Genomic DNA, 19,294 nt, shown 5'->3' with positions numbered 1-19,294 from the left:
GTGAGAATTTTTAAGAAAGGAGATTTTTTTCGTAATTTACGGAAAAATATTATATAGATATGTCAGATTTAGTAATAGTTGAGTCTCCTGCCAAGGCAAAGACAATAAAAAAATATCTTGGCGGAAATTATGAAGTTGTTGCTTCAATGGGACATGTACGGGATTTGCCTAAATCCAAAATGGGTATAGACTTTGAAAATAATTTTGAACCCCAGTATGTGGACATGAAGGGCAAAGAGGACGTTATTAAGGAATTGAAGAAGTACGCTAAAAAAAGCGAACATGTTTACCTTGCAACTGACCCGGACCGAGAAGGAGAGGCTATTTCATGGCATATATCAAATATGCTGGGTCTGGATATTAACGATAATAACAGAGTGGAATTTAATGAGATTACAAAATCCGGTGTAAAGGCAGGAATGAGCAATCCTCATAAAATAGACCTTGACCTTGTTAACGCACAGCAGGCAAGACGTATTCTTGACAGAATAGTGGGATATAAGCTTAGTCCGTTTCTGTGGAAAAAGGTTAAGAGAGGACTTTCTGCCGGACGTGTTCAGTCGGTAGCGGTACGTCTTATAGTAGACAGGGAAAAGGAAGTAAAGGAATTTGTTCCTCAGGAATACTGGAGTATTGACGCTAAATTTACAGCGCCGTCCAGCCGTAAGGTTTTTGCCGCAAAGCTTTCTGCAATTGACGGTAAAAAAGCAGAACTTGCAAATAAAGAGCAAACTGACGAGGTTTTAAAAAGACTGGAAAACGCAGTATATACTGTTACTGATGTTAAAAAGAGAGTTACAAGAAAACAGCCTGCGCCGCCGTTTATTACTTCTACTTTACAGCAGGAAGCGTCTAAGCGAATGGGATTTCAGGCTAAGAGAACTATGAAAGCCGCTCAGGAGCTGTATGAAGGCGTTGAAATTGAGGGAATGGGCGCTGTGGGTCTCATAACCTATATGAGAACAGACAGTCTTAGAATTTCTGATGAAGCAAGAGATGCAGCCGCTAAATGCATAGAAGAAATTTACGGCAAGGAATATCTACCGCCGTCTCCAAGGGTATTTAAATCAAAGAAAAATGCTCAGGACGCACATGAAGCTATACGTCCGTCTCTGCCGGAGCTTACGCCGGACAGAGTCAAGGCAAGTCTTACTACCGACCAATTTAAGATATATAAGCTTATCTGGGAAAGATTTATTGCAAGCCAAATGGCAAATGCTCTTCTTGATACAGTGTCGGTAACGATTGAAGCAGAAGGCTGTACCTTTAAAGCGTCCGGTTATTCCGTTAAATTTGACGGTTTTACAAAGCTGTATGAAGAAAAGAAGGACAGTGAAGAAGAAAACAATAAAATGCTGCCCCCGATAAATAAGGAAGATATCTTGAAATTGAAAGAAATTCTGGGAAATCAACATTTTACACAGCCTCCTTCAAGATTTACAGAAGCTTCTCTAATTAAAACTATGGAAGAAAACGGTATAGGCAGACCTAGTACCTATGCTCCTACTATATCAACAATTATTTCACGTATGTATGTTGAACGTGACGGTAAGCAGCTTAGACCTACGGCATTAGGTGAAGTTACGACTGATCTTATGAAGGATCACTTCAAGCATATTGTGGACGCTAAATTTACTGCTAAAATGGAAAGCGATCTTGACGGGGTTGAAAGAGGAGAAACCAACTGGGTGGATACTCTGGACGTATTTTATAAGGACTTTGACAAGGTGCTTACAAAGGCTGAAAAAGCTATGGAGGGCAAAAGAGTTAAGGTACCTGACGAGGAAACAGACGTTGAATGCGACCTCTGCGGAAGAAAAATGGTAATTAAAATCGGACGTTTCGGTAAGTTTCTTGCATGTCCTGGATTTCCTGAATGTAAAAATACTAAAAAAATCGTTCAGGCAACAAAGGGTACATGTCCTCTATGCGGCAGTAAGATTGTTCTTAAAAAGTCTAAAAAAGGAAGAAATTTTTATGGCTGCGACGGATATCCGGACTGTAATTTTATGACATGGAACGCTCCGGTTGAAGATAAGTGTCCGAAGTGCGGAAGCACACTTTTCAAAAAAGGCGGAAAATCCGGAAAGCTTTTATGTGAAAAGCCTGACTGCGGTTACGAAAGGAATCTTTGATGACAGTTAAAATTATCGGCGGAGGACTTGCCGGTTGTGAAGCGGCATGGCAGCTGGCCAGTGCAGGAATAAAGTCCTATATATATGAAATGAAACCTCATAAATATACGCCTGCGCACCATTATTCCGGTTTGGCAGAGCTTGTATGCTCCAATTCCCTGAAAGCGTCCAGACACGATTCGGCTGCCGGACTTCTCAAAGAAGAAATGGAAATTCTGGGTTCATTGATCGTACCATGCGCAAAGGAAAATGCCGTTGAGGCAGGAGGGGCGCTGGCAGTTGACAGAGAGAAATTCTCCGATGCAGTTACTGAAAAGATAAAACAGAATCCGCTTATAGAAATAATTGATGAGGAAGTAACCGAAATTCCGGACGGACCAGTTATTATAGCTACCGGTCCGCTTACTTTCGGAGAGCTTGCAGAAAGCATACGTGAAAAATGCGGCAATTATCTCAGCTTCTTTGATGCAGCCGCTCCTATCGTGACGTTTGAAAGTCTTGATATGGAAAAGGTATTCTTTGCATCACGCTATGACAGAGGGGACGCAGACTATATAAATTGTCCCATGAACAAGGAAGAATATCTTGCTTTTTATAATGCGTTGATTTCTGCTGAATCCGCACCTTTAAAAGAATTTGACAAAAGAGATTTCAAGGTGTATGAGGGCTGTATGCCTGTGGAGGTACTTGCCAAAAGAGGCGAGGATACCATGCGTTTCGGTCCGTTAAAGCCAGTGGGACTGATCGACAAGCGTACAGGAAAGCGCCCTTATGCCGTGGTTCAGCTGAGAAAAGAAAATGCAGAAGGGACTATGTATAATCTTGTAGGATTTCAGACAAACCTGAAATTCGGTGAGCAGAAGAGAGTGTTTTCAATGATCACAGGTCTGGATAATGCTGAGTTTGTAAGATATGGGGTTATGCATCGTAATTCGTTTATTGACAGTCCAAGACTGTTGAAACCATCATACAGCCTGAAAAGTGACCCGGATATATTTTTTGCCGGACAAATTACCGGTGTTGAAGGATATATTGAATCTGCGGCAAGCGGAATAATGGCGGGGATCAATATGGCAAGGTATTTAAACAGCGAACAGTCGCTGATACTTCCTCCTGAAACTATGATCGGCGCATTGACTGCATATATCAGCGGAGGGTGCAGCGGTGACTTTCAGCCGATGGGTTGTAATATGGGTATTTTGCCTGATCTTCCGGAAAGAATAAAGGATAAAAAATTAAAATATAAAGCTTATGCGGACCGTGCGATAGACGCTCTGGAACGTACAGTAAATAAAAAAGGTTGACGTATATGAATATAATTGTAGACGCTTTCGGGGGAGATAATGCTCCTCTGGAAGTAATTAAAGGCTGCCGTATGGCACAGGAAAAACTTGGAATTGATATAACACTTACAGGAAACAAAAATATAATTGCCAAGACTGCTGCGGATAATGGAATTGATATAAGCGGCATGATAATAGAGCATTCGGATTCAGTAATTGATATTCATGAGGAACCGTCTGAGATTTTAAAAAGCCGTAATGGTTGCTCAATGGCTGTAGGGCTGAAATTGTTAAGCGAGGACAAGGGAGATGCATTTGTGTGTGCAGGAAGTACCGGAGCGCTGGTAGTCGGTTCTACATTTATAGCCAAAAGAATCAAAGGTATAAAAAGAGCTGTGCTTGCGCCTATTCTGCCTACGGCAAGGGGACATGTTATGCTGGTGGACGGAGGAGCGAATATTGACTGCCGACCCGAAATGCTGGTGCAATTTGCTTTAATGGCGTCTGCATATATGGAAAAGGTAAAAGGTATAAAAAAACCCAAGGTAGGTCTTATAAATGTGGGTGCAGAAGATACTAAGGGACGTGAACTGGAGATTGAAGCATACAAGCTTCTTGAAAATGCTCCTGTTAATTTCTGCGGAAACCTTGAAGCCAGAGATCTGCCAAAGGGTGATTTTGACGTTGCAGTATCCGACGGTTTTACTGGTAATGTAGCGCTGAAGTTATATGAGGGAATGGGTTCGTTTTTTTCCGGAGAGCTGAAAAGTATTTTTTCCGGAGGAATTTTGTCAAAGCTTTCTGCTCTTATGGTTATGGGTAAAATAAAAAAATTCAAAAAACGTATGGATTACACCGAAGAGGGCGGAGCAGTTTTAATGGGAATATCAAAACCTGTTATAAAGGCTCACGGAAGCTCTGACGCCAAGGCTTTTTATAATGCTGTCAGACAGGCTAAAAATTGTGTTGACGGCGGTGTTACGGAAACCATCGTTAAATCCATAAAAAAGTAAACAGAGGAAAAGTGATATGGAAAATTTAGACAAAAATTTGGAAGAATTTCAAGGAAAAATCAGATATTATTTTAATGATAAGGAATTGCTTATAGAAGCTTTATCTCATTCTTCTTATGCAAATGAAAAAAGAAAAGGAAGAAATAGCAATGAACGTCTTGAATTTTTGGGGGACAGCGTTTTATCAATTGTTGTTTCACAGTATTTGTTTGAACATTTTACGCATCTTCCGGAAGGAGAGCTTACAAAAATAAGAGCGTCGCTGGTATGTGAAAAATCACTTTATGAATTTGCTAAGCAGATAGATCTAGGAGAGCATATTCTTCTGGGAAAAGGCGAGGAAAATACCGGCGGACGTGAAAGAGTTTCTATTCTTGCGGACGCTTTTGAAGCGGTAATAGCGGCGGTTTTTCTTGACGGGGGTCTTGAAGCGGCAAGAAGACATATTTTAAAGTTTATTCCTAAGGATATTGATGACCGTAAACCAGTATCTTTCAGTGATCATAAAACTATTTTACAGGAAATTATACAGAAAAATCCTGAGGAAAAGGTTGAATATAAGCTTGTAGGACAGTCCGGACCGGATCATAATAAGGCGTTTAAAGTTCAGGTACGCCTTAATTCAAACGTTATAGGAACGGGCATTGGAAGAAGCAAAAAGGAAGCTGAGCAGATGGCTGCAAAGGAAGCTCTGGAGCTTATGGGTTATGAGTCATTGTAATATTTCTATTTTTGTACCCCATGCAGGCTGTCCTCATCAGTGCAGCTTCTGTAATCAAAAAACAATAAGCGGTCAGTCATATGCTCCGAAAGCAAATGATGTACATCGGATATGCCGTCAGGCTGTAACAGAGGTAAAGGATAAGGAAAACAGTGAGATTGCTTTTTTCGGCGGCAGCTTTACTGCAATTGACAGAGATTATATGGTTTCTCTACTTGACGCTGCAAAATGCTATTTGGGTGAATACGGTTTTAAGGGAATAAGAATCTCCACACGTCCTGATTTTATAGATAGGGAAATTCTTGATATTTTAAAATCATACGGTGTGACATCAATAGAACTTGGTGCTCAGAGTATGGCAAATCATGTTCTTAAGGCAAATGAAAGAGGTCACACGGCTGAGGACGTTTATAGAGCGTCGGTTCTTATTCGTGAATACGGCTTTGAGCTGGGACTTCAGATGATGGTTGGTCTTTATAAAAGCAGTGTTAATGACGAACTTAAAACTATGGAAAGTATTATTGAAATCTGTCCCGATACAGTCAGAATTTATCCGGTCGTTGTACTGAAGGGAACTAAGCTTGCAGAACTTTATGAAAGCGGAAAGTATAAATTAATGTCTTTTGATACGGTTGTTGAGCTTTGCAGTAATATGCTTGAGGAATTTCATATGCAGGGCATTGATGTTATAAAGTGCGGACTTCATGCGTCTGACGGGGTAGAGGGTGATATGATTTCAGGATTTTATCATCCGGCGTTTAAAGAACTTAGTGAGAGCAGGATTTATCGGAGAAAAATGGAAAAAATCATTGCTGAAGGTTATAATAACAGTATAGTAAAAGTAATGAAATGCCGATTCAGTCAAGTGACCTTTGCAGTGAATCCGTCATGTATAAGCAAAGCGCTGGGGCATAAAAAGTCAAATATAGAATATTTCAGAAAACAAAATAATGTAGATATAAAAGTAGTGGGAGATGAAGATATCCCGAAATATCAGTGTGAAATCAGAGGTTGACATATGTATTTAAAATCATTGGAATTACAGGGCTTTAAGTCCTTTCCGGATAAAATAAAGCTTACCTTTGACAAGGGTCTTACAGCAGTTGTAGGACCCAACGGCAGCGGAAAAAGTAATATCGGCGATTCTGTAAGATGGGTTCTGGGGGAGCAATCCACTAAAACACTTCGGGGAAACAAAATGGAAGATGTTATTTTTTCCGGTACTGTTGCCAGAAAACCTGTAGGTTTTGCTATGGTAACGCTGAATATAGATAATTCCGACAGGGAGCTTAACAGTGATGATGACGAAGTAAGCGTTACAAGAAAGCTTTACAGAAGCGGTGAAAGCGAATATAAAATAAACGGCAAAAACGTACGTCTTAAGGATATAAACGAGTTGTTTATGGATACTGGTCTGGGGCGTGACGGTTACTCGATTATAGGACAGGGAAGAATTGCTGAAATTGTCAGTGCAAAGAGTAATGAACGGCGTGATATATTTGAAGAAGCGGCAGGTATTTCCAAGTTCAGATATAAGAAAGTCGAGGCGGAAAGAAAGCTTGCTGCCGCACAGGATAATCTGTTAAGGCTTAACGATATAGTAGCAGAACTTGAAGGACGTGTAGTGCCTCTTAAAATTCAGTCTGAAAAGGCAAAAAAGTTTGTTGTGCTTGCCCAGCAGAAAAAGACGCTGGAAATTTCTGTTTGGGTCAATCGTCTGGAGGAACTTATATCAAAGCTTGACGAGCTTGAAAACGCACTGCTTATCAATAAAACAGAATATGAAAATATACAGAATGATATTGAGCGTGAAGAACTCAAAATTCAGGACGGTTACAGAAAAATTCAGGAGAGTACCGTAAACATTGAAGATTTGAGAGAAAAAATCCTTCAGACCGAACAATTTTCATCGGAGTATAAATCTGATATAGCGGTATGTGAAAATGATATTGCCCATAGTGAAGGCTCTTTGGCTTCTGTGAGGGAACAGCAGAAGAATCAGTCGGCTTATAAGGAAAAGATTAGTAAACAAATTGAAGAAAAAATAACACAGATTGAAGAAATAAAAAAACAGTCTGAGAGTATTGAAACGCAGCTTGAACAAGTTAAGAAAAGTTTTGAAGAAGCTCAGCGTGAAGCGGACAGTATCGGTAAAAGCTCTGATATGACTGGTAATGAAATAAATAATCTGTATATAAAGCTCAGTGAATTTCGTTCGGAAATTGGCAATTCTGATTCATCGGCACAGGACGCTGACGAACAGCTGGAAATGCTGCAAAATCAAAGGAAACAGCTGAGTGAACTTGCAGAGCAGTACGGTAAAGAGAAAGATGAGATTTCCGACGGTATAAGAGTATTGAAAGAAAAGTCCGAGGAATTGAGAAACAAATTTGTCGGACTGACAAAGCTTTATAATGACAAGCAGAAAAAGCTTTCCGATTACAAAAAAGAAAGTGAAAACATACTTTTTGATATAAGATCAAAAGAACAGAGAAAAAAACTTCTGATCGACCTTGAAAATAATATGGAGGGGTTTGCCAAAAGCGTCAGGGAGATAATAAAAGCATCCTCCGGAGGAAGAATAAGCGGAATCAGAGGAACGGTAGCTCAGCTTATTAATGTAAAGCAGGAATATGCGACCGCTATTGAAACTGCTTTGGGCGGAGCTATGCAGAACATAATTGTTGAGGATGATACTGCTGCAAAACGCTGTATAAGAATGCTTAAGGAACAGAGAATGGGACGTGCCACATTTTTGCCTATGACTTCGGTTAGAGGAAATGTGCTTAATGAACAGCGTCTTTATTCGGAAAACGGTTTTGTTTCAATGGCAAACGAACTGGTTGAATTTGACGAGCAGTACAGAGGAATTGTCAATTCTCTGCTGGGACGTACTGCAGTAGCGGACGATATTGACAGTGCGGCAATGATCGCTAAAAAATTCGGCTATAAATTCAGAATAGTAACTCTGGACGGTCAGGTCGTCAATGCCGGAGGTTCGTTTACAGGCGGTTCTGCCGTGCATTCAGCCGGTGTGTTTTCACGTAAAAATGAGCTTGAAAGTATTGAAAAGGATATAGAAAGTTTGAATGTAAAGCGTTCGGAAGCAGAATTGAAAACTCAGAGGCTTGCCGATGAAACAGCAAAGCTGGCAAGGCAGTCTGAGGAAATAAAGGAAGAGTTGGCTGTACTGACTCAGGATAAAATCAGATTTGATTCTGAGCTTGCCCGTGTATGCGCACTGGAAAAACAAACTGTTTCTCAGGCTGAGGATTTTGAAAACAGATTTAATAGTCTTCAGGAGAAAAAGAAAAATGCTTTGGAAAACGCTAAGAATGCACAGGAGAAATTTGAAGAAATAAGAAACCGTATTCGTATTGCAGAGGAAAATCTTGTTAAGGAACAGGGCAGAAAGGAATCTGTGAGAAACCGCAGAGAGTCTCTTTCTGCTGAAATGTCAGAACTGAAAATAAAATCTGCTGAGCTTGCTAAGGATTATGAATCTTCGCAGAGAGAGCTTGAGACCTTGAAATCCGGTATGACTGATACGGCTGAAAATCTGGGTAGACTGTCTGAAGAAGAAAAAAGCCTGGAACAGACTATTAAAGAAAAGAAAGAACTTATAGAAGAACGCAAACAGCAACTGGAAAATGTTAAAACTACTATTGAAACCTGCAATACCGATATAAAAAAATGGCAGAATATTCATCGTGAACAGGATATGTATGTTACAAATTTAAGAAACGGAATGAAGGCGCTTAATGACGCTAAAGAAAAGTATTCCGGTGAGATTTCTAAAATTGATGAACGTAAAATATCTGCGCAGCGTGATTATGACAGTATAATCAATCAGCTTTACGAGGTGTATGAGATGACTCGTTCTGAAGCGGAAAATGCGGCTGAAAAAATTAATGACCGTATGGCGGCTCAGAAAGAGCTTAATGAAATCAAAATGAAAATACGTGCTCTTGGAAATGTAAACGTAGGCGCTATTGAAGAATACAAGGAAGTTTCTGAAAGATTTAAGTTTTTGTCCGAACAGCTTACAGATGTCAGAACCTCCAAGCGTGACCTTGAAAAGCTTATTGAAGATTTGACTGGAGATATGTGCCGTATATTTGCGGAAAGCTTTGTGATTATAAATAATAACTTCAAGTCTATTTTTACGGAGTTGTTCGGAGGCGGAAAGGCAGAGCTTGTACTTACCGATCCTGAAAATGTTCTGGAATCGGGGATCGAAATCAGAGTAGCGCCGCCGGGAAAGGTGATAAAAAATCTTATTTCACTGTCCGGGGGAGAGCAGTCGTTTGTTGCGATATGTATTTATTTTGCTATACTTAAACTTAAGCCTGCGCCTTTTTGTATTCTTGATGAAATTGACGCCGCACTTGACGAAGTCAATGTTAAGAAATACGCACAGTATCTGAAAAAGTTTACAGATAAAACTCAATTTGTACTGGTAACTCACAGGCGAAGCGCCATGGAGGAAGCTAATGTTCTTTACGGCGTTACAATGCAGGAAGACGGTATTTCAAAGCTTCTGAAAATGGAACAGGTTGATATTGAAAATACAGCTCAATAGTCGGGAGGATTTAGATTATGGGATTTTTCAGTAAGATTAAAGACGGTCTTAAAAAAACCAAGGAATCAATGGTAAAGAAGATGCAGAAGGTTGTAAATTCCTTTACCAAAATTGATGAGGAATTATTTGAACAGCTGGAAGAAACAATGATAATGAGTGATATGGGTGTCGAAACTTCTGTTCAGATATGTGAAGAGCTCAGAAAAAGAATCAAGGAAAGAGGAATTACAGATCCGTCAGTTATAATGGAACTTATTCAGGAAATTGTTGCTGAAATGATGGGAGACGATATTGAACTTGATTTGTCATCAAAACCATCTGTTATAATGGTTATAGGCGTTAACGGTGCAGGAAAGACTACTACGATCGGTAAGATGTGTCATCAGTTTATAAATGACGGTAAAAAGGTCGTTGTTGCCGCTGCCGATACCTTCCGTGCCGCAGCTATTGATCAGCTTCAGGTATGGACTGACCGTGCCGGTGCAGATATTGTAAAGCATGCGGAGGGTTCTGATCCGGCGTCTGTTGTCTTTGACGCTATTGCTGCCGCTAAGGCAAGAAACTGTGATGTACTCATATGTGATACCGCAGGCAGACTTCACAATAAGAAAAATCTCATGGACGAACTTGCCAAAATGAACAGAATTATTGAAAGGGAAGCCCCGGACAGTTCAAAGGAAGTTCTTCTGGTGCTGGACGCTACGACCGGTCAGAACGCTGTTAATCAGGCAAGACTGTTTAAAGAGGTTGCACCTATTTCAGGTATCGTACTTACCAAGCTTGACGGTACAGCAAAGGGCGGTATTGTAATTTCTATTAAAAATGAATTGGGGATACCTGTTAAACTGATCGGTGTCGGAGAAAAGATTGATGATCTTCAGCCTTTTAACAGCAGAGATTTTGTAAGGGCATTATTTGAAAGTACTTCACAGACGGTACAGACAGAAGAGGAAAATGAAAATGAGCAATAAAAAAATAATTCTTGCAAGCAACAATAAGGGAAAAATCAGGGAAATTCAAGAAATACTGAGCCTCTTGGGATATGAAATTATTTCCATGAGGGATTCAGGAATTGATATTAATATTGAAGAAAACGGAAAGACTTTTAAGGAAAATGCAGGAATAAAAGCAAAAGCAATTTATGAGATCAGTCATACTGCCGTTATTGCCGACGATAGCGGTCTGGAAGTGGATTATTTAAACGGCGCTCCGGGAGTGTATTCTCACAGATATGCCGGAGAAAACGCTACAGATGAAGACAGAAACAACAAGTTACTATCAGAGCTTTCTGGTATTCCTGAGGAAAAAAGAGGAGCGGCATTTGTCTGCGAGATCTGCTATATTGACGAGGTTGGCACAGAGCAGTATGTAAGAGGAGAATGCAGAGGTAAGATAGGGTATGAACCTATAGGCGAAAACGGTTTTGGATACGATCCGCTTTTTATGTACGGTGAAAAATCATTTGCGGAAATTTCAGCAGAAGAAAAAAATAAAATCAGTCATAGGGCAGACGCTTTAAGAAAGCTTTGCAGTATTTTGAAATGATGAAAGGAAAAATAAATGCTAAACAGTAAACAGAGAGCAGCGCTGCGTGGAATCGCGAGCAATTACGAAACAATATTTCAAATCGGTAAGGGCGGTATTTCCGAAACCTTGATTTCACAGGTGAACGACGCACTGAGAAAAAGAGAACTTATAAAGCTTCGTGTACTGGACAACAGTATGTATACAGCCAGAGAAGCAGCAGAAGAAATCGCATCAAAAACAGGCTCGGAAGTAGTGCAGGTGATCGGCAGCAGATTTGTTCTTTTTAAGAGAAATCCTAAAGAGCCGGTTATAGAAATTAAACTGTAATATGGCGAAAATCGGACTTTTCGGAGGAAGCTTTAATCCGATTCATAACGGACATATAAATCTTGCAGTAAGCGTCAGAAATGAATTGAAGCTTGATAAGGTAATATTTATTCCGTCGGGAACTGCACCGCATAAATCCAGCAATGAATATGTATTGGCTGAGGATAGATTAGAAATGTGCCGTCTGGCACTTGAAAATTATGATGACTTTGAAATAAGTGATTACGAGTTATGCAGACAGGGAAAAAGTTATACTGTATATACAGTAAGACATTTCAAACAGCTTTATCCGTATGATGAATTGGTTTTGATGGTCGGAAGCGATATGCTTTTGACTTTTGATCAATGGTATGAATATCGTGAAATACTTGGGAAAGTAACTTTAGCAGCAATTTCACGTTGTGGTACAGATTTAAACCAATTGTATAAAATGTCTGAAAAGTTGAACTTGTTTGGCAAGACAATTGTTGTAAATGCCAGTGCCGTTACAATATCCTCCACAAAAATACGAAAAATGATAAAAAATAATGAAGATATATCTTGCTATTTAAACGGAAAAGTAGTAAAATATATTATGCTGAAAAATCTGTATTCATAACAGCAGGATTTAGTATTAAATATTAAATTGGTATTTTTTAAACCGGAGGAATATAATTATGTATTCTTTGGAAGAATTAAAATCTTTTCTTAAAAAAAGACTTTCCAAAAAACGCTTTATTCATTCGCTGAATGTGGCAGACGAAGCTTATAAGCTTGCGGGAATGTATGGGGAAGATCCCGACAAAGCTTATCTTGCAGGACTTCTTCATGATATCTGTAAAGAAAGTCCGGCGGCAGAACAGGAAGAACTGATGCTTAAAGGGAATATGAATATTTCCGGAACTGAATTGGCGTCAAAAGCTTTGTGGCATGGTCCGGCAGGAGCTTATTTTATTAAATCTGAATTAGGGATTAATGACAGTGATATATTGAATGCTGTAAGGTATCATACAATAGGAAGATCAGGTATGTCAAAGATTGAGGAAATTATTTATATGGCTGATCTTATTTCCGATGACAGGGACTATAAAGATGTTGATAAGATGCGTAAGCTTGCATATTCGGATTTTGAGAGGGCTATGTATGAAGCAGTCAGTTATTCAATAGAAAGCGTTTTAAAAAAGCAGGGTTATATTCCTGAATGTACTGTTAATTTATATAATCAATATTCATATATCTATTCAGTGCACAAGAAGAATAAGGAGAAAAATGATGGCAAAAAATAATAAGAATACAAGTAAAAACCGCATGTCCGATACGGTTAATAAAAAACCTAAGATGAAAAAGAAAAAATCTTCCCTTAAGGAAAAGATCATAATTGCAGTATCGATTATTGCTGCTGTAATAATAATTGCTGTCATGGTTCTTAATATTCCGATAATTCCTGTTGAAAGAACAAAGGACGGTCTTACATATACAGAGCATATCTCTATAATAAGATGGATAAAGGAACTTCAGCCTATGGCAGGTACAGAAGGGCTTTTATCCGCCGACCCGAACAGTTATGAATTAAACAGCGGTGCGGAATCAGTTGACGATAAGCGTGATTTTACGAACGATCAGATAATTGAAGGACAGTTTACGGTTCTGCTTCTGGGATTTGATGAGGATCGTTCAAATTCGGATGTTATGATGCTGTTCCATTTTGATATTATCAATGATAAGATAAATATTCTTCAAATACCAAGAGACAGTTTTGTACCGGATTATACGTACAGTGAAAATGGCAAGATTAACAGCGTGTATACGTTAGGTGATGAAAATCTGATACCGATCCAGCGAGTTGTTGATGCCGTAAGAGATACTTTCGGCATTCCAATTGACAGATATATAACTACAGGATGCGCTGATATTGTAGATATGGTTGATTTGGTCGGAGGCATTCCGATAGATCTTCCTGAAGATGTATTCTATTCATATGATAAAATTCTTTATGCCGGTGAACAGGTGCTTAACGGTGAACAGGCAGAATTGTTTGTTCGTGCAAGAAAAGGATACATGGAAGGCGATATCGGACGTGTAAAAGCACAGAGAATATTTATGGCTGCCTGTATGGAAAAAGCTCTTAATATGGGAACAGTTGAATTGACTAAATTCCTTACAGAAGTGTATAATAAAGGATATATAGGCACTGATCTGACTTTGCAGGAAATGAGTATTCTTGCAGACTTCGGAAGCAATATGAATCTTGACGATGTTACGGTTCAGATGGTTCCGGGTGAAGCGACCGAGTATAACGGATATTCAGTGTGGTCTATCCATAAAAATGCAACTATTGATGTTATAAACGAATATTTCAGACCGTATCAGCCTGATTTAAGCTATGATTCCCTGCCTATTACAGAGCTTATTGAAAGCGATTATTATACTACCGATGTTTATGATGAGAATCAGGATACTTTACAAGATATTGCAGACGGAGCTACCCCGGGAGAGAGCAAAAAGAAAACTACGGAAACTTCATCTTCTGAGGAAAGCAGTTATGACGGCTATGATGATTATGATTATAATCAGGAGGAAAACTACGGATACTAATTAAACGTAAAGGAGATAATATATGACTCAAAAGGAAATGCTGAAAACTATAATCAGTACTCTTGATAAAAAGAAAGCGGAAAGTATTCAGGCTATAAAAATTTCAGATCTGACTATACTTGCAGATTATTTTATTATTGCAAGCGGAAATAGTTCGACTCAGACAAGAACTTTGGCAGAGGAAGTTGAGTACCAAATGTCTCAGGCAGGTGTTGAGCCAAACAGAAAGGAAGGCTATAACGGTTCAAACTGGGTAATACTTGATTACGGCGATATAGTTGTTCACATTTTTTATAAAGAAACAAGGGATTATTATCAGCTTGAAAGACTGTGGGCTGACGGTGAAAAAATAGACATTGAGGAATATGTAATTGAGGAGTGAATTACATGAATACAAACAATCAGACGGGACGAAATATTTCATTGATAGTCGGCGCTTATTTTATTTTAAAATCAGTGATTAATCTGATTCTCGGCGGAGGTGTATCCGATATAGTAATTGCAGTTGCTGAAGCGGCTGCACTCTATACCGGTCTTATGTACTTGAATTATGTTGTTGCAGCAGTTGCGGCGCTTATAGTAATTATACACCTTCCTGCAAACATAAGTCATTTTACAGATAATTGGATATATCTTCTTGAGGGTGTAATTGATATTATATTTGCAGTAATAATCTGTATAAATCCAAATGTTAAAGAACATTTTACAAACAAGTGGTCAAGTAACTCCGGCAGTAAGTAAAATAAGTTGGAATTGATATAAATTAATTGTTAAAGAGGAATGATATAATGAGTGAGAAGTATAATTTTACTGCCATTGAAAAAAAATGGCAGAGGTACTGGGATGAACACAATACTTTCAGAGCGGGTACTGACTATTCAAAGCCAAAATTTTATGCTCTGGTAGAGTTTCCTTATCCATCGGGACAGGGGTTGCATATCGGTCACCCGCGTCCTTATACTGCTATGGACATAGTTTCCAGAAAAAGACGCCTGGAGGGATATAATGTACTGTTCCCCATGGGCTGGGACGCTTTTGGTCTCCCTACAGAAAATTACGCTATTAAAAATAAAATTCACCCTGCCATAGTGACGGAAAAGAATATTGCACATTTTAAGGAACAGCTGAAAATGCTCGGACTTTCCTTTGACTGGGAAAGAGAGGTAAATACAACTTCACCGGAATATTATAAATGGACTCAGTGGATTTTCCTTCAGATGTTCAAAAAAGGACTTGCCTATAAAAAGGAAATGGCAGTAAACTGGTGTACTTCATGCAAGGTGGTACTTGCTAATGAAGAAGTTGTGGGCGGCTGCTGTGAACGCTGCGGCGGAGAGGTAATAAGAAAGGTTAAATCACAGTGGATGTTGAAAATTACCGAGTATGCCCAGAGACTTCTTGACGATCTTTCAGAAGTAAATTATCTTGATAAAATTAAATCTACACAAACAAACTGGATCGGACGTTCTACAGGTGCGGAGGTTAATTTTGAATCTACTGCCGGAGATATTCTGACCGTTTATACTACAAGACCGGATACTCTTTTCGGTGCTACATACATGGTAATTGCACCGGAGCATCCGTACATAGAAAAATGGGCTGACAAGCTTGAAAATATGGATGAAATCAAGGCTTATCAGGATATGGCTGCCAAAAAGTCTGATTTTGACAGGACGGAAATGAACAAGGATAAAACAGGTGTCGAACTGAAAGGCGTTAAGGGTATAAATCCTGTGAACGGCAGGGAGATTCCTATATTTATTTCAGACTATGTTCTTATGTCTTATGGTACGGGCGCTATTATGGCTGTACCGGCTCATGATACCCGTGACTATGATTTTGCAAAGGTTTTCGGTCTGCCGATCATTGAAGTGGTAAAGGGCGGAGACGTTGAAAAAGAAGCGTTTACTGACTGCGCTACAGGTACAATGACAAACAGCGGATTTTTAGACGGATTGTCTGTTGAGGACGCAAAGGTGAAGATTAAGGAATGGCTTGAAGAAAACGGCAAGGGTACTTCAAAGGTAAACTACAAGCTCAGAGACTGGGTATTCTCACGTCAGCGATACTGGGGCGAGCCGATTCCGGTGGTTTACTGTGAAAAGTGCGGCTATGTAGGACTTCCTGAAAGCGAGCTTCCTCTGACGCTTCCTGATGTCGATAGCTATATGCCTACAGATAACGGTGAAAGTCCGTTGGCAACACTTGACAGCTTTATTAATACAACATGCCCGCACTGCGGCGGTCCGGCAAAGAGAGAAACTGATACAATGCCTCAGTGGGCTGGATCTTCGTGGTATTTCCTGAGATACTGCGATCCGGACAATAAAAATGAACTTGCTTCAAAGGAAGCTCTTGATTACTGGATGCCGGTCGACTGGTATAACGGCGGCATGGAGCATACAACTCTTCACTTGCTGTATTCACGTTTCTGGCATAAGTTCCTTTATGATATCGGTGTTACAACAACTAAAGAGCCTTACATGAAGCGTACTTCACATGGCATGATTCTAGGTGAGGACGGACAGAAAATGTCTAAATCCAGAGGAAATGTTATCAATCCTGATGATGTTGTAAAGGAATACGGAGCTGATACGCTTCGTCTTTACGAGATGTTTATCGGTGACTTTGAAAAAACCGCTCCGTGGAGTCCTTCAAGTATTAAGGGCTGCAAGAGATTTCTTGACAGAGTATGGTCATTGCAGGATTGCATTATTGACGGTGATGATTACAGAGAATCCCTTATTGCGTCATTCCATAAGACGATAAAAAAGGTAAGCGAAGATATAGAAAACCTGAAATTCAATACGGCAATTGCAGCTATGATGGCATTGCTGAATGAAATTACCGCAACAGGTAAAATTAACCGTGCAGAACTGAAAACACTGCTGATACTTCTCAATCCTTTTGCACCTCATATGACAGAGGAAATGTATGAAAATAATTTTGACGGAGTACTCAATGAACAGCAATGGGTTAAATACAATGAGTCTCTGTGCATTGAAAACACGGTTGAGATTGTAGCGCAGGTGAACGGTAAAATCAAGGCAAAGCTTGTGGTTCCTGTTGACGGTGACAAGGAAGAAATTCTTGCAGCTGCACTGAAAGATGATAAAGTAAATGAAGCAATTGATGGAAAAAGTATTATAAAACAGATATATGTACCAAATAAATTGGTTAATTTTGTTGTAAAGTAACAAAATTTTAAAACTGAACTTGACATATATAAATGTTTATGATAAAATAAAATGTATATTAAATGTAACATATTTCTGCTGTTGCAGTAAGAACAAGGTTTGATAACTGACATTCGCATTTTATGTGAAATGATTAGTATAAAATTCAGATTTTAAAATCTGAAAAACCTCTGTCTTTGGGGCAAAGGGAGGGAAAATAGTGGCAGAAGTTCGCGTTGGAAAGAACGAATCATTAGATACAGCTCTTAAACGTTTTAAGAGATCCTGTGCTAAGGACGGTGTTATCGCTGAAGTTCGTAAGAGAGAACACTACGAAAAGCCTTCAGTAAAGCGTAAGAAAAAGTCTGAGGCAGCTCGTAAACGCAAATATTAATTTGCATAAAGGCAATTGTAATTGCCTGATGATTAAAAGACAAAAAAGCGGGCGTAAGCTCGCTTTTTCGTTTATACGTTTTAGTTTCTTGTGAAATCGACATAAAAATAGTGTATAATATTATGGCGGAATTGATTAAGGAAGTTCTGCTTTAACGGAAAGGATTACCAATATGCTGTTCAGAGCTGATTTTGCGTTTAAAAGCGTACTGGAAATATCACCTGAGTTTCTTCAGAAACAGAATATAAGAGGACTGCTGCTGGATCTTGACAATACTCTTACAACTCATGACAATCCCAAACCGGCTGACGGTGTTCTTGACTGGATTGCAGAAATTAAGGACAGAGGAGTTAAAATGGTCATAGTTTCAAATAATCATCCACCCAGAGTGAAGCCTTTTGCGGACATGCTGGGACTTGATTTTATTTGTGAGGGTAAAAAACCGCTTTCAAGCGGATTCAACCGTGGGCAGAAAATGATGAATATTCCGTTTTCTCAGCTTGCGGTGGTCGGCGACCAGATTTTTACCGATATACTTGGTGCGAATCTGAAAAGAGTAAGAGGAATTTTTGTTTACCCTATAGAACATGAAAAAACTGCCTTTTTTAAACTTAAGAGGTGGGCGGAAAAACCATTCCTGCCGAAGATAATATAAAGTAATTAAAAATAATAGCTATTTTGAATAAAAAATGGAGGATAAGCATGTCAGCTAAATTCGGACCTGCGGGAAACTCAGACAGTTTTTCTGCAAAATATAAATCATCGTCTGACGCACCTGTGTTCCTGAAAGAAATGGGACTGGACTGTTATGAATATCAGTGCGGAAGGGGAGTCAGAGTAAGCGATAAGGCAGCAGAGGCAATACGTTCAAAGGCTGAAGAAAATGGTATAGGATTGTCATTGCATGCACCGTATTTTATATCTCTTTCGTCCGTTGAACCGGAAAAGCGTGATAACAGCATAAATTACATACTGCAAAGCTGTGACGCCGCTATGAGAATAGGTGCGGACAGAATTGTCATTCACAGCGGTTCGTGTTCAAAAATGACCCGTGAGGAAGCGTTGGAGCTTGCTAAGGACACCTTGACTCGTGCAAGACAGCAGGCGGTTGAACAGGGATTTGAAAAAATTCATTTTTGTCCTGAAACAATGGGAAAAACTAATCAGCTGGGTAATCTTACCGAAGTACTCGAAATGTGCAGACTGGACGATACTTTTATTCCCTGCATAGATTTCGGTCATCTTAATGCCAGAACATTCGGAGGTATAAAATGCGGCGATGACTATGAAAAAATGCTGGACGAGGTTGAAAATGCTTTAGGAGCTGACAGACTTAAAGTGTTTCACAGTCATTTTTCTAAAATTATGTATACAAATCCAGGCGGAGAAAAAAAGCATCTGACGTTTGAAGATAATGAGTATGGTCCGGATTTTGAACCCCTTATGGAAATCATTGCAAAGAAAAATCTTTCACCCGTATTTATATGCGAAAGCTCGGGTACTCAGGCGGAGGACGCATTGAAAATGAAAGAAAATTATTTAAGCTATAAATAAGAGAGGCG

General features: G+C 39.3%; 18 protein-coding genes. All 18 read left to right on the top strand.

All coding sequences use genetic code 11. The features are described 5' to 3' along the window. The first annotated feature begins 59 nt into the window (after window positions 1-59). The 18 genes from topA (at window position 60) to OCV67_RS08855 (ending at window position 19,286) form a co-directional block, all read left to right on the top strand. On the top strand, window positions 60-2,135 hold the full coding sequence (gene topA, locus OCV67_RS08940; RefSeq protein ID WP_147643643.1) for a type I DNA topoisomerase: 2,076 nt from the start codon (window positions 60-62) through the stop codon (window positions 2,133-2,135). Then, a complete protein-coding gene (gene trmFO / locus OCV67_RS08935; RefSeq protein ID WP_147643642.1) occupies window positions 2,135-3,439 on the top strand; it encodes a methylenetetrahydrofolate--tRNA-(uracil(54)-C(5))-methyltransferase (FADH(2)-oxidizing) TrmFO in 1,305 nt (434 codons plus the stop codon). Before topA ends, trmFO begins: the two co-directional genes overlap by 1 nt. A gap of 5 nt (window positions 3,440-3,444) precedes the next feature. Continuing rightward, complete coding sequence (gene plsX, locus OCV67_RS08930; protein WP_147643641.1) at window positions 3,445-4,431, top strand: phosphate acyltransferase PlsX; 987 nt, start codon at window positions 3,445-3,447, stop codon at window positions 4,429-4,431. Window positions 4,432-4,447: 16 nt separating this feature from the next. Further along, window positions 4,448-5,152 (top strand): ribonuclease III, encoded by a 705-nt coding sequence (rnc, locus tag OCV67_RS08925; protein ID WP_147643640.1) that lies wholly within the window; start codon window positions 4,448-4,450, stop codon window positions 5,150-5,152. After that, window positions 5,139-6,167, top strand: a complete 1,029-nt coding sequence (locus OCV67_RS08920) for an elongator complex protein 3 (RefSeq protein ID WP_147643638.1) — start codon at window positions 5,139-5,141, stop codon at window positions 6,165-6,167. Before rnc ends, OCV67_RS08920 begins: the two co-directional genes overlap by 14 nt. 3 nt (window positions 6,168-6,170) lie before the next feature. Next, window positions 6,171-9,734 (top strand): chromosome segregation protein SMC, encoded by a 3,564-nt coding sequence (gene smc, locus OCV67_RS08915; protein ID WP_147643637.1) that lies wholly within the window; start codon window positions 6,171-6,173, stop codon window positions 9,732-9,734. A 17-nt stretch (window positions 9,735-9,751) separates the two neighbouring features. Beyond that, window positions 9,752-10,705, top strand: coding sequence for a signal recognition particle-docking protein FtsY (gene ftsY / locus OCV67_RS08910; RefSeq protein ID WP_147643635.1), 954 nt, complete (start codon window positions 9,752-9,754; stop codon window positions 10,703-10,705). Then, on the top strand, window positions 10,689-11,279 hold the full coding sequence (locus OCV67_RS08905) for an XTP/dITP diphosphatase (RefSeq protein ID WP_394802691.1): 591 nt from the start codon (window positions 10,689-10,691) through the stop codon (window positions 11,277-11,279). Before ftsY ends, OCV67_RS08905 begins: the two co-directional genes overlap by 17 nt. Window positions 11,280-11,294: 15 nt before the next feature. Beyond that, window positions 11,295-11,588 (top strand): YhbY family RNA-binding protein, encoded by a 294-nt coding sequence (locus tag OCV67_RS08900; RefSeq protein WP_147643633.1) that lies wholly within the window; start codon window positions 11,295-11,297, stop codon window positions 11,586-11,588. A 1-nt stretch (window position 11,589) separates the two neighbouring features. After that, window positions 11,590-12,186, top strand: coding sequence for a nicotinate (nicotinamide) nucleotide adenylyltransferase (gene nadD, locus OCV67_RS08895; protein ID WP_262644464.1), 597 nt, complete (start codon window positions 11,590-11,592; stop codon window positions 12,184-12,186). Between the two features lie 58 nt (window positions 12,187-12,244). Beyond that, window positions 12,245-12,853 (top strand): bis(5'-nucleosyl)-tetraphosphatase (symmetrical) YqeK, encoded by a 609-nt coding sequence (yqeK, locus tag OCV67_RS08890; RefSeq protein ID WP_262644463.1) that lies wholly within the window; start codon window positions 12,245-12,247, stop codon window positions 12,851-12,853. Then, window positions 12,840-14,162, top strand: a complete 1,323-nt coding sequence (locus tag OCV67_RS08885; protein WP_178085067.1) for an LCP family protein — start codon at window positions 12,840-12,842, stop codon at window positions 14,160-14,162. Before yqeK ends, OCV67_RS08885 begins: the two co-directional genes overlap by 14 nt. 22 nt (window positions 14,163-14,184) lie before the next feature. Further along, complete coding sequence (rsfS, locus tag OCV67_RS08880) at window positions 14,185-14,544, top strand: ribosome silencing factor (protein ID WP_147643630.1); 360 nt, start codon at window positions 14,185-14,187, stop codon at window positions 14,542-14,544. Window positions 14,545-14,549: 5 nt separating this feature from the next. Next, on the top strand, window positions 14,550-14,903 hold the full coding sequence (locus tag OCV67_RS08875) for a hypothetical protein (protein ID WP_147643629.1): 354 nt from the start codon (window positions 14,550-14,552) through the stop codon (window positions 14,901-14,903). A 47-nt stretch (window positions 14,904-14,950) separates the two neighbouring features. Further along, a complete protein-coding gene (gene leuS / locus OCV67_RS08870) occupies window positions 14,951-17,359 on the top strand; it encodes a leucine--tRNA ligase (protein ID WP_147643628.1) in 2,409 nt (802 codons plus the stop codon). A 199-nt stretch (window positions 17,360-17,558) separates the two neighbouring features. Then, window positions 17,559-17,732 carry a 30S ribosomal protein S21 gene (gene rpsU, locus OCV67_RS08865; RefSeq protein WP_009984057.1) on the top strand — a complete coding sequence of 58 codons (174 nt, stop codon included), beginning with the start codon at window positions 17,559-17,561 and terminating at the stop codon, window positions 17,730-17,732. Window positions 17,733-17,904: 172 nt separating this feature from the next. Then, window positions 17,905-18,387, top strand: coding sequence for a YqeG family HAD IIIA-type phosphatase (locus OCV67_RS08860; protein ID WP_147643627.1), 483 nt, complete (start codon window positions 17,905-17,907; stop codon window positions 18,385-18,387). Between the two features lie 47 nt (window positions 18,388-18,434). Continuing rightward, window positions 18,435-19,286 (top strand): TIM barrel protein, encoded by an 852-nt coding sequence (locus OCV67_RS08855; RefSeq protein WP_147643625.1) that lies wholly within the window; start codon window positions 18,435-18,437, stop codon window positions 19,284-19,286. Window positions 19,287-19,294: the final 8 nt, after the last annotated feature.

The sequence above is a fragment of the Porcipelethomonas ammoniilytica genome (genome assembly GCF_025567485.1).
GTDB lineage: Bacteria > Bacillota > Clostridia > Oscillospirales > Ruminococcaceae > Porcipelethomonas > Porcipelethomonas ammoniilytica.
Note: the sequence above shows the minus strand (reverse complement) of the source record. Positions and strands in the feature narration are given on the sequence as shown.

Bases quoted from the DNA above. Each gene is read 5' to 3' on its own strand.
- OCV67_RS08905 (WP_394802691.1), top strand. From the start codon at position 10,689: ATGAAAATGAGCAATAAAAAAATAATTCTTGCAAGCAACAATAAGGGA.
- plsX (WP_147643641.1), top strand. From the start codon at position 3,445: ATGAATATAATTGTAGACGCTTTCGGGGGAGATAATGCTCCTCTGGAA.
- smc (WP_147643637.1), top strand. From the start codon at position 6,171: ATGTATTTAAAATCATTGGAATTACAGGGCTTTAAGTCCTTTCCGGAT.
- nadD (WP_262644464.1), top strand. From the start codon at position 11,590: ATGGCGAAAATCGGACTTTTCGGAGGAAGCTTTAATCCGATTCATAAC.
- OCV67_RS08855 (WP_147643625.1), top strand. From the start codon at position 18,435: ATGTCAGCTAAATTCGGACCTGCGGGAAACTCAGACAGTTTTTCTGCA.
- OCV67_RS08900 (WP_147643633.1), top strand. From the start codon at position 11,295: ATGCTAAACAGTAAACAGAGAGCAGCGCTGCGTGGAATCGCGAGCAAT.
- ftsY (WP_147643635.1), top strand. From the start codon at position 9,752: ATGGGATTTTTCAGTAAGATTAAAGACGGTCTTAAAAAAACCAAGGAA.
- rsfS (WP_147643630.1), top strand. From the start codon at position 14,185: ATGACTCAAAAGGAAATGCTGAAAACTATAATCAGTACTCTTGATAAA.
- OCV67_RS08860 (WP_147643627.1), top strand. From the start codon at position 17,905: ATGCTGTTCAGAGCTGATTTTGCGTTTAAAAGCGTACTGGAAATATCA.
- yqeK (WP_262644463.1), top strand. From the start codon at position 12,245: ATGTATTCTTTGGAAGAATTAAAATCTTTTCTTAAAAAAAGACTTTCC.
- OCV67_RS08875 (WP_147643629.1), top strand. From the start codon at position 14,550: ATGAATACAAACAATCAGACGGGACGAAATATTTCATTGATAGTCGGC.
- rnc (WP_147643640.1), top strand. From the start codon at position 4,448: ATGGAAAATTTAGACAAAAATTTGGAAGAATTTCAAGGAAAAATCAGA.
- OCV67_RS08885 (WP_178085067.1), top strand. From the start codon at position 12,840: ATGGCAAAAAATAATAAGAATACAAGTAAAAACCGCATGTCCGATACG.
- leuS (WP_147643628.1), top strand. From the start codon at position 14,951: ATGAGTGAGAAGTATAATTTTACTGCCATTGAAAAAAAATGGCAGAGG.
- trmFO (WP_147643642.1), top strand. From the start codon at position 2,135: ATGACAGTTAAAATTATCGGCGGAGGACTTGCCGGTTGTGAAGCGGCA.
- OCV67_RS08920 (WP_147643638.1), top strand. From the start codon at position 5,139: ATGAGTCATTGTAATATTTCTATTTTTGTACCCCATGCAGGCTGTCCT.
- topA (WP_147643643.1), top strand. From the start codon at position 60: ATGTCAGATTTAGTAATAGTTGAGTCTCCTGCCAAGGCAAAGACAATA.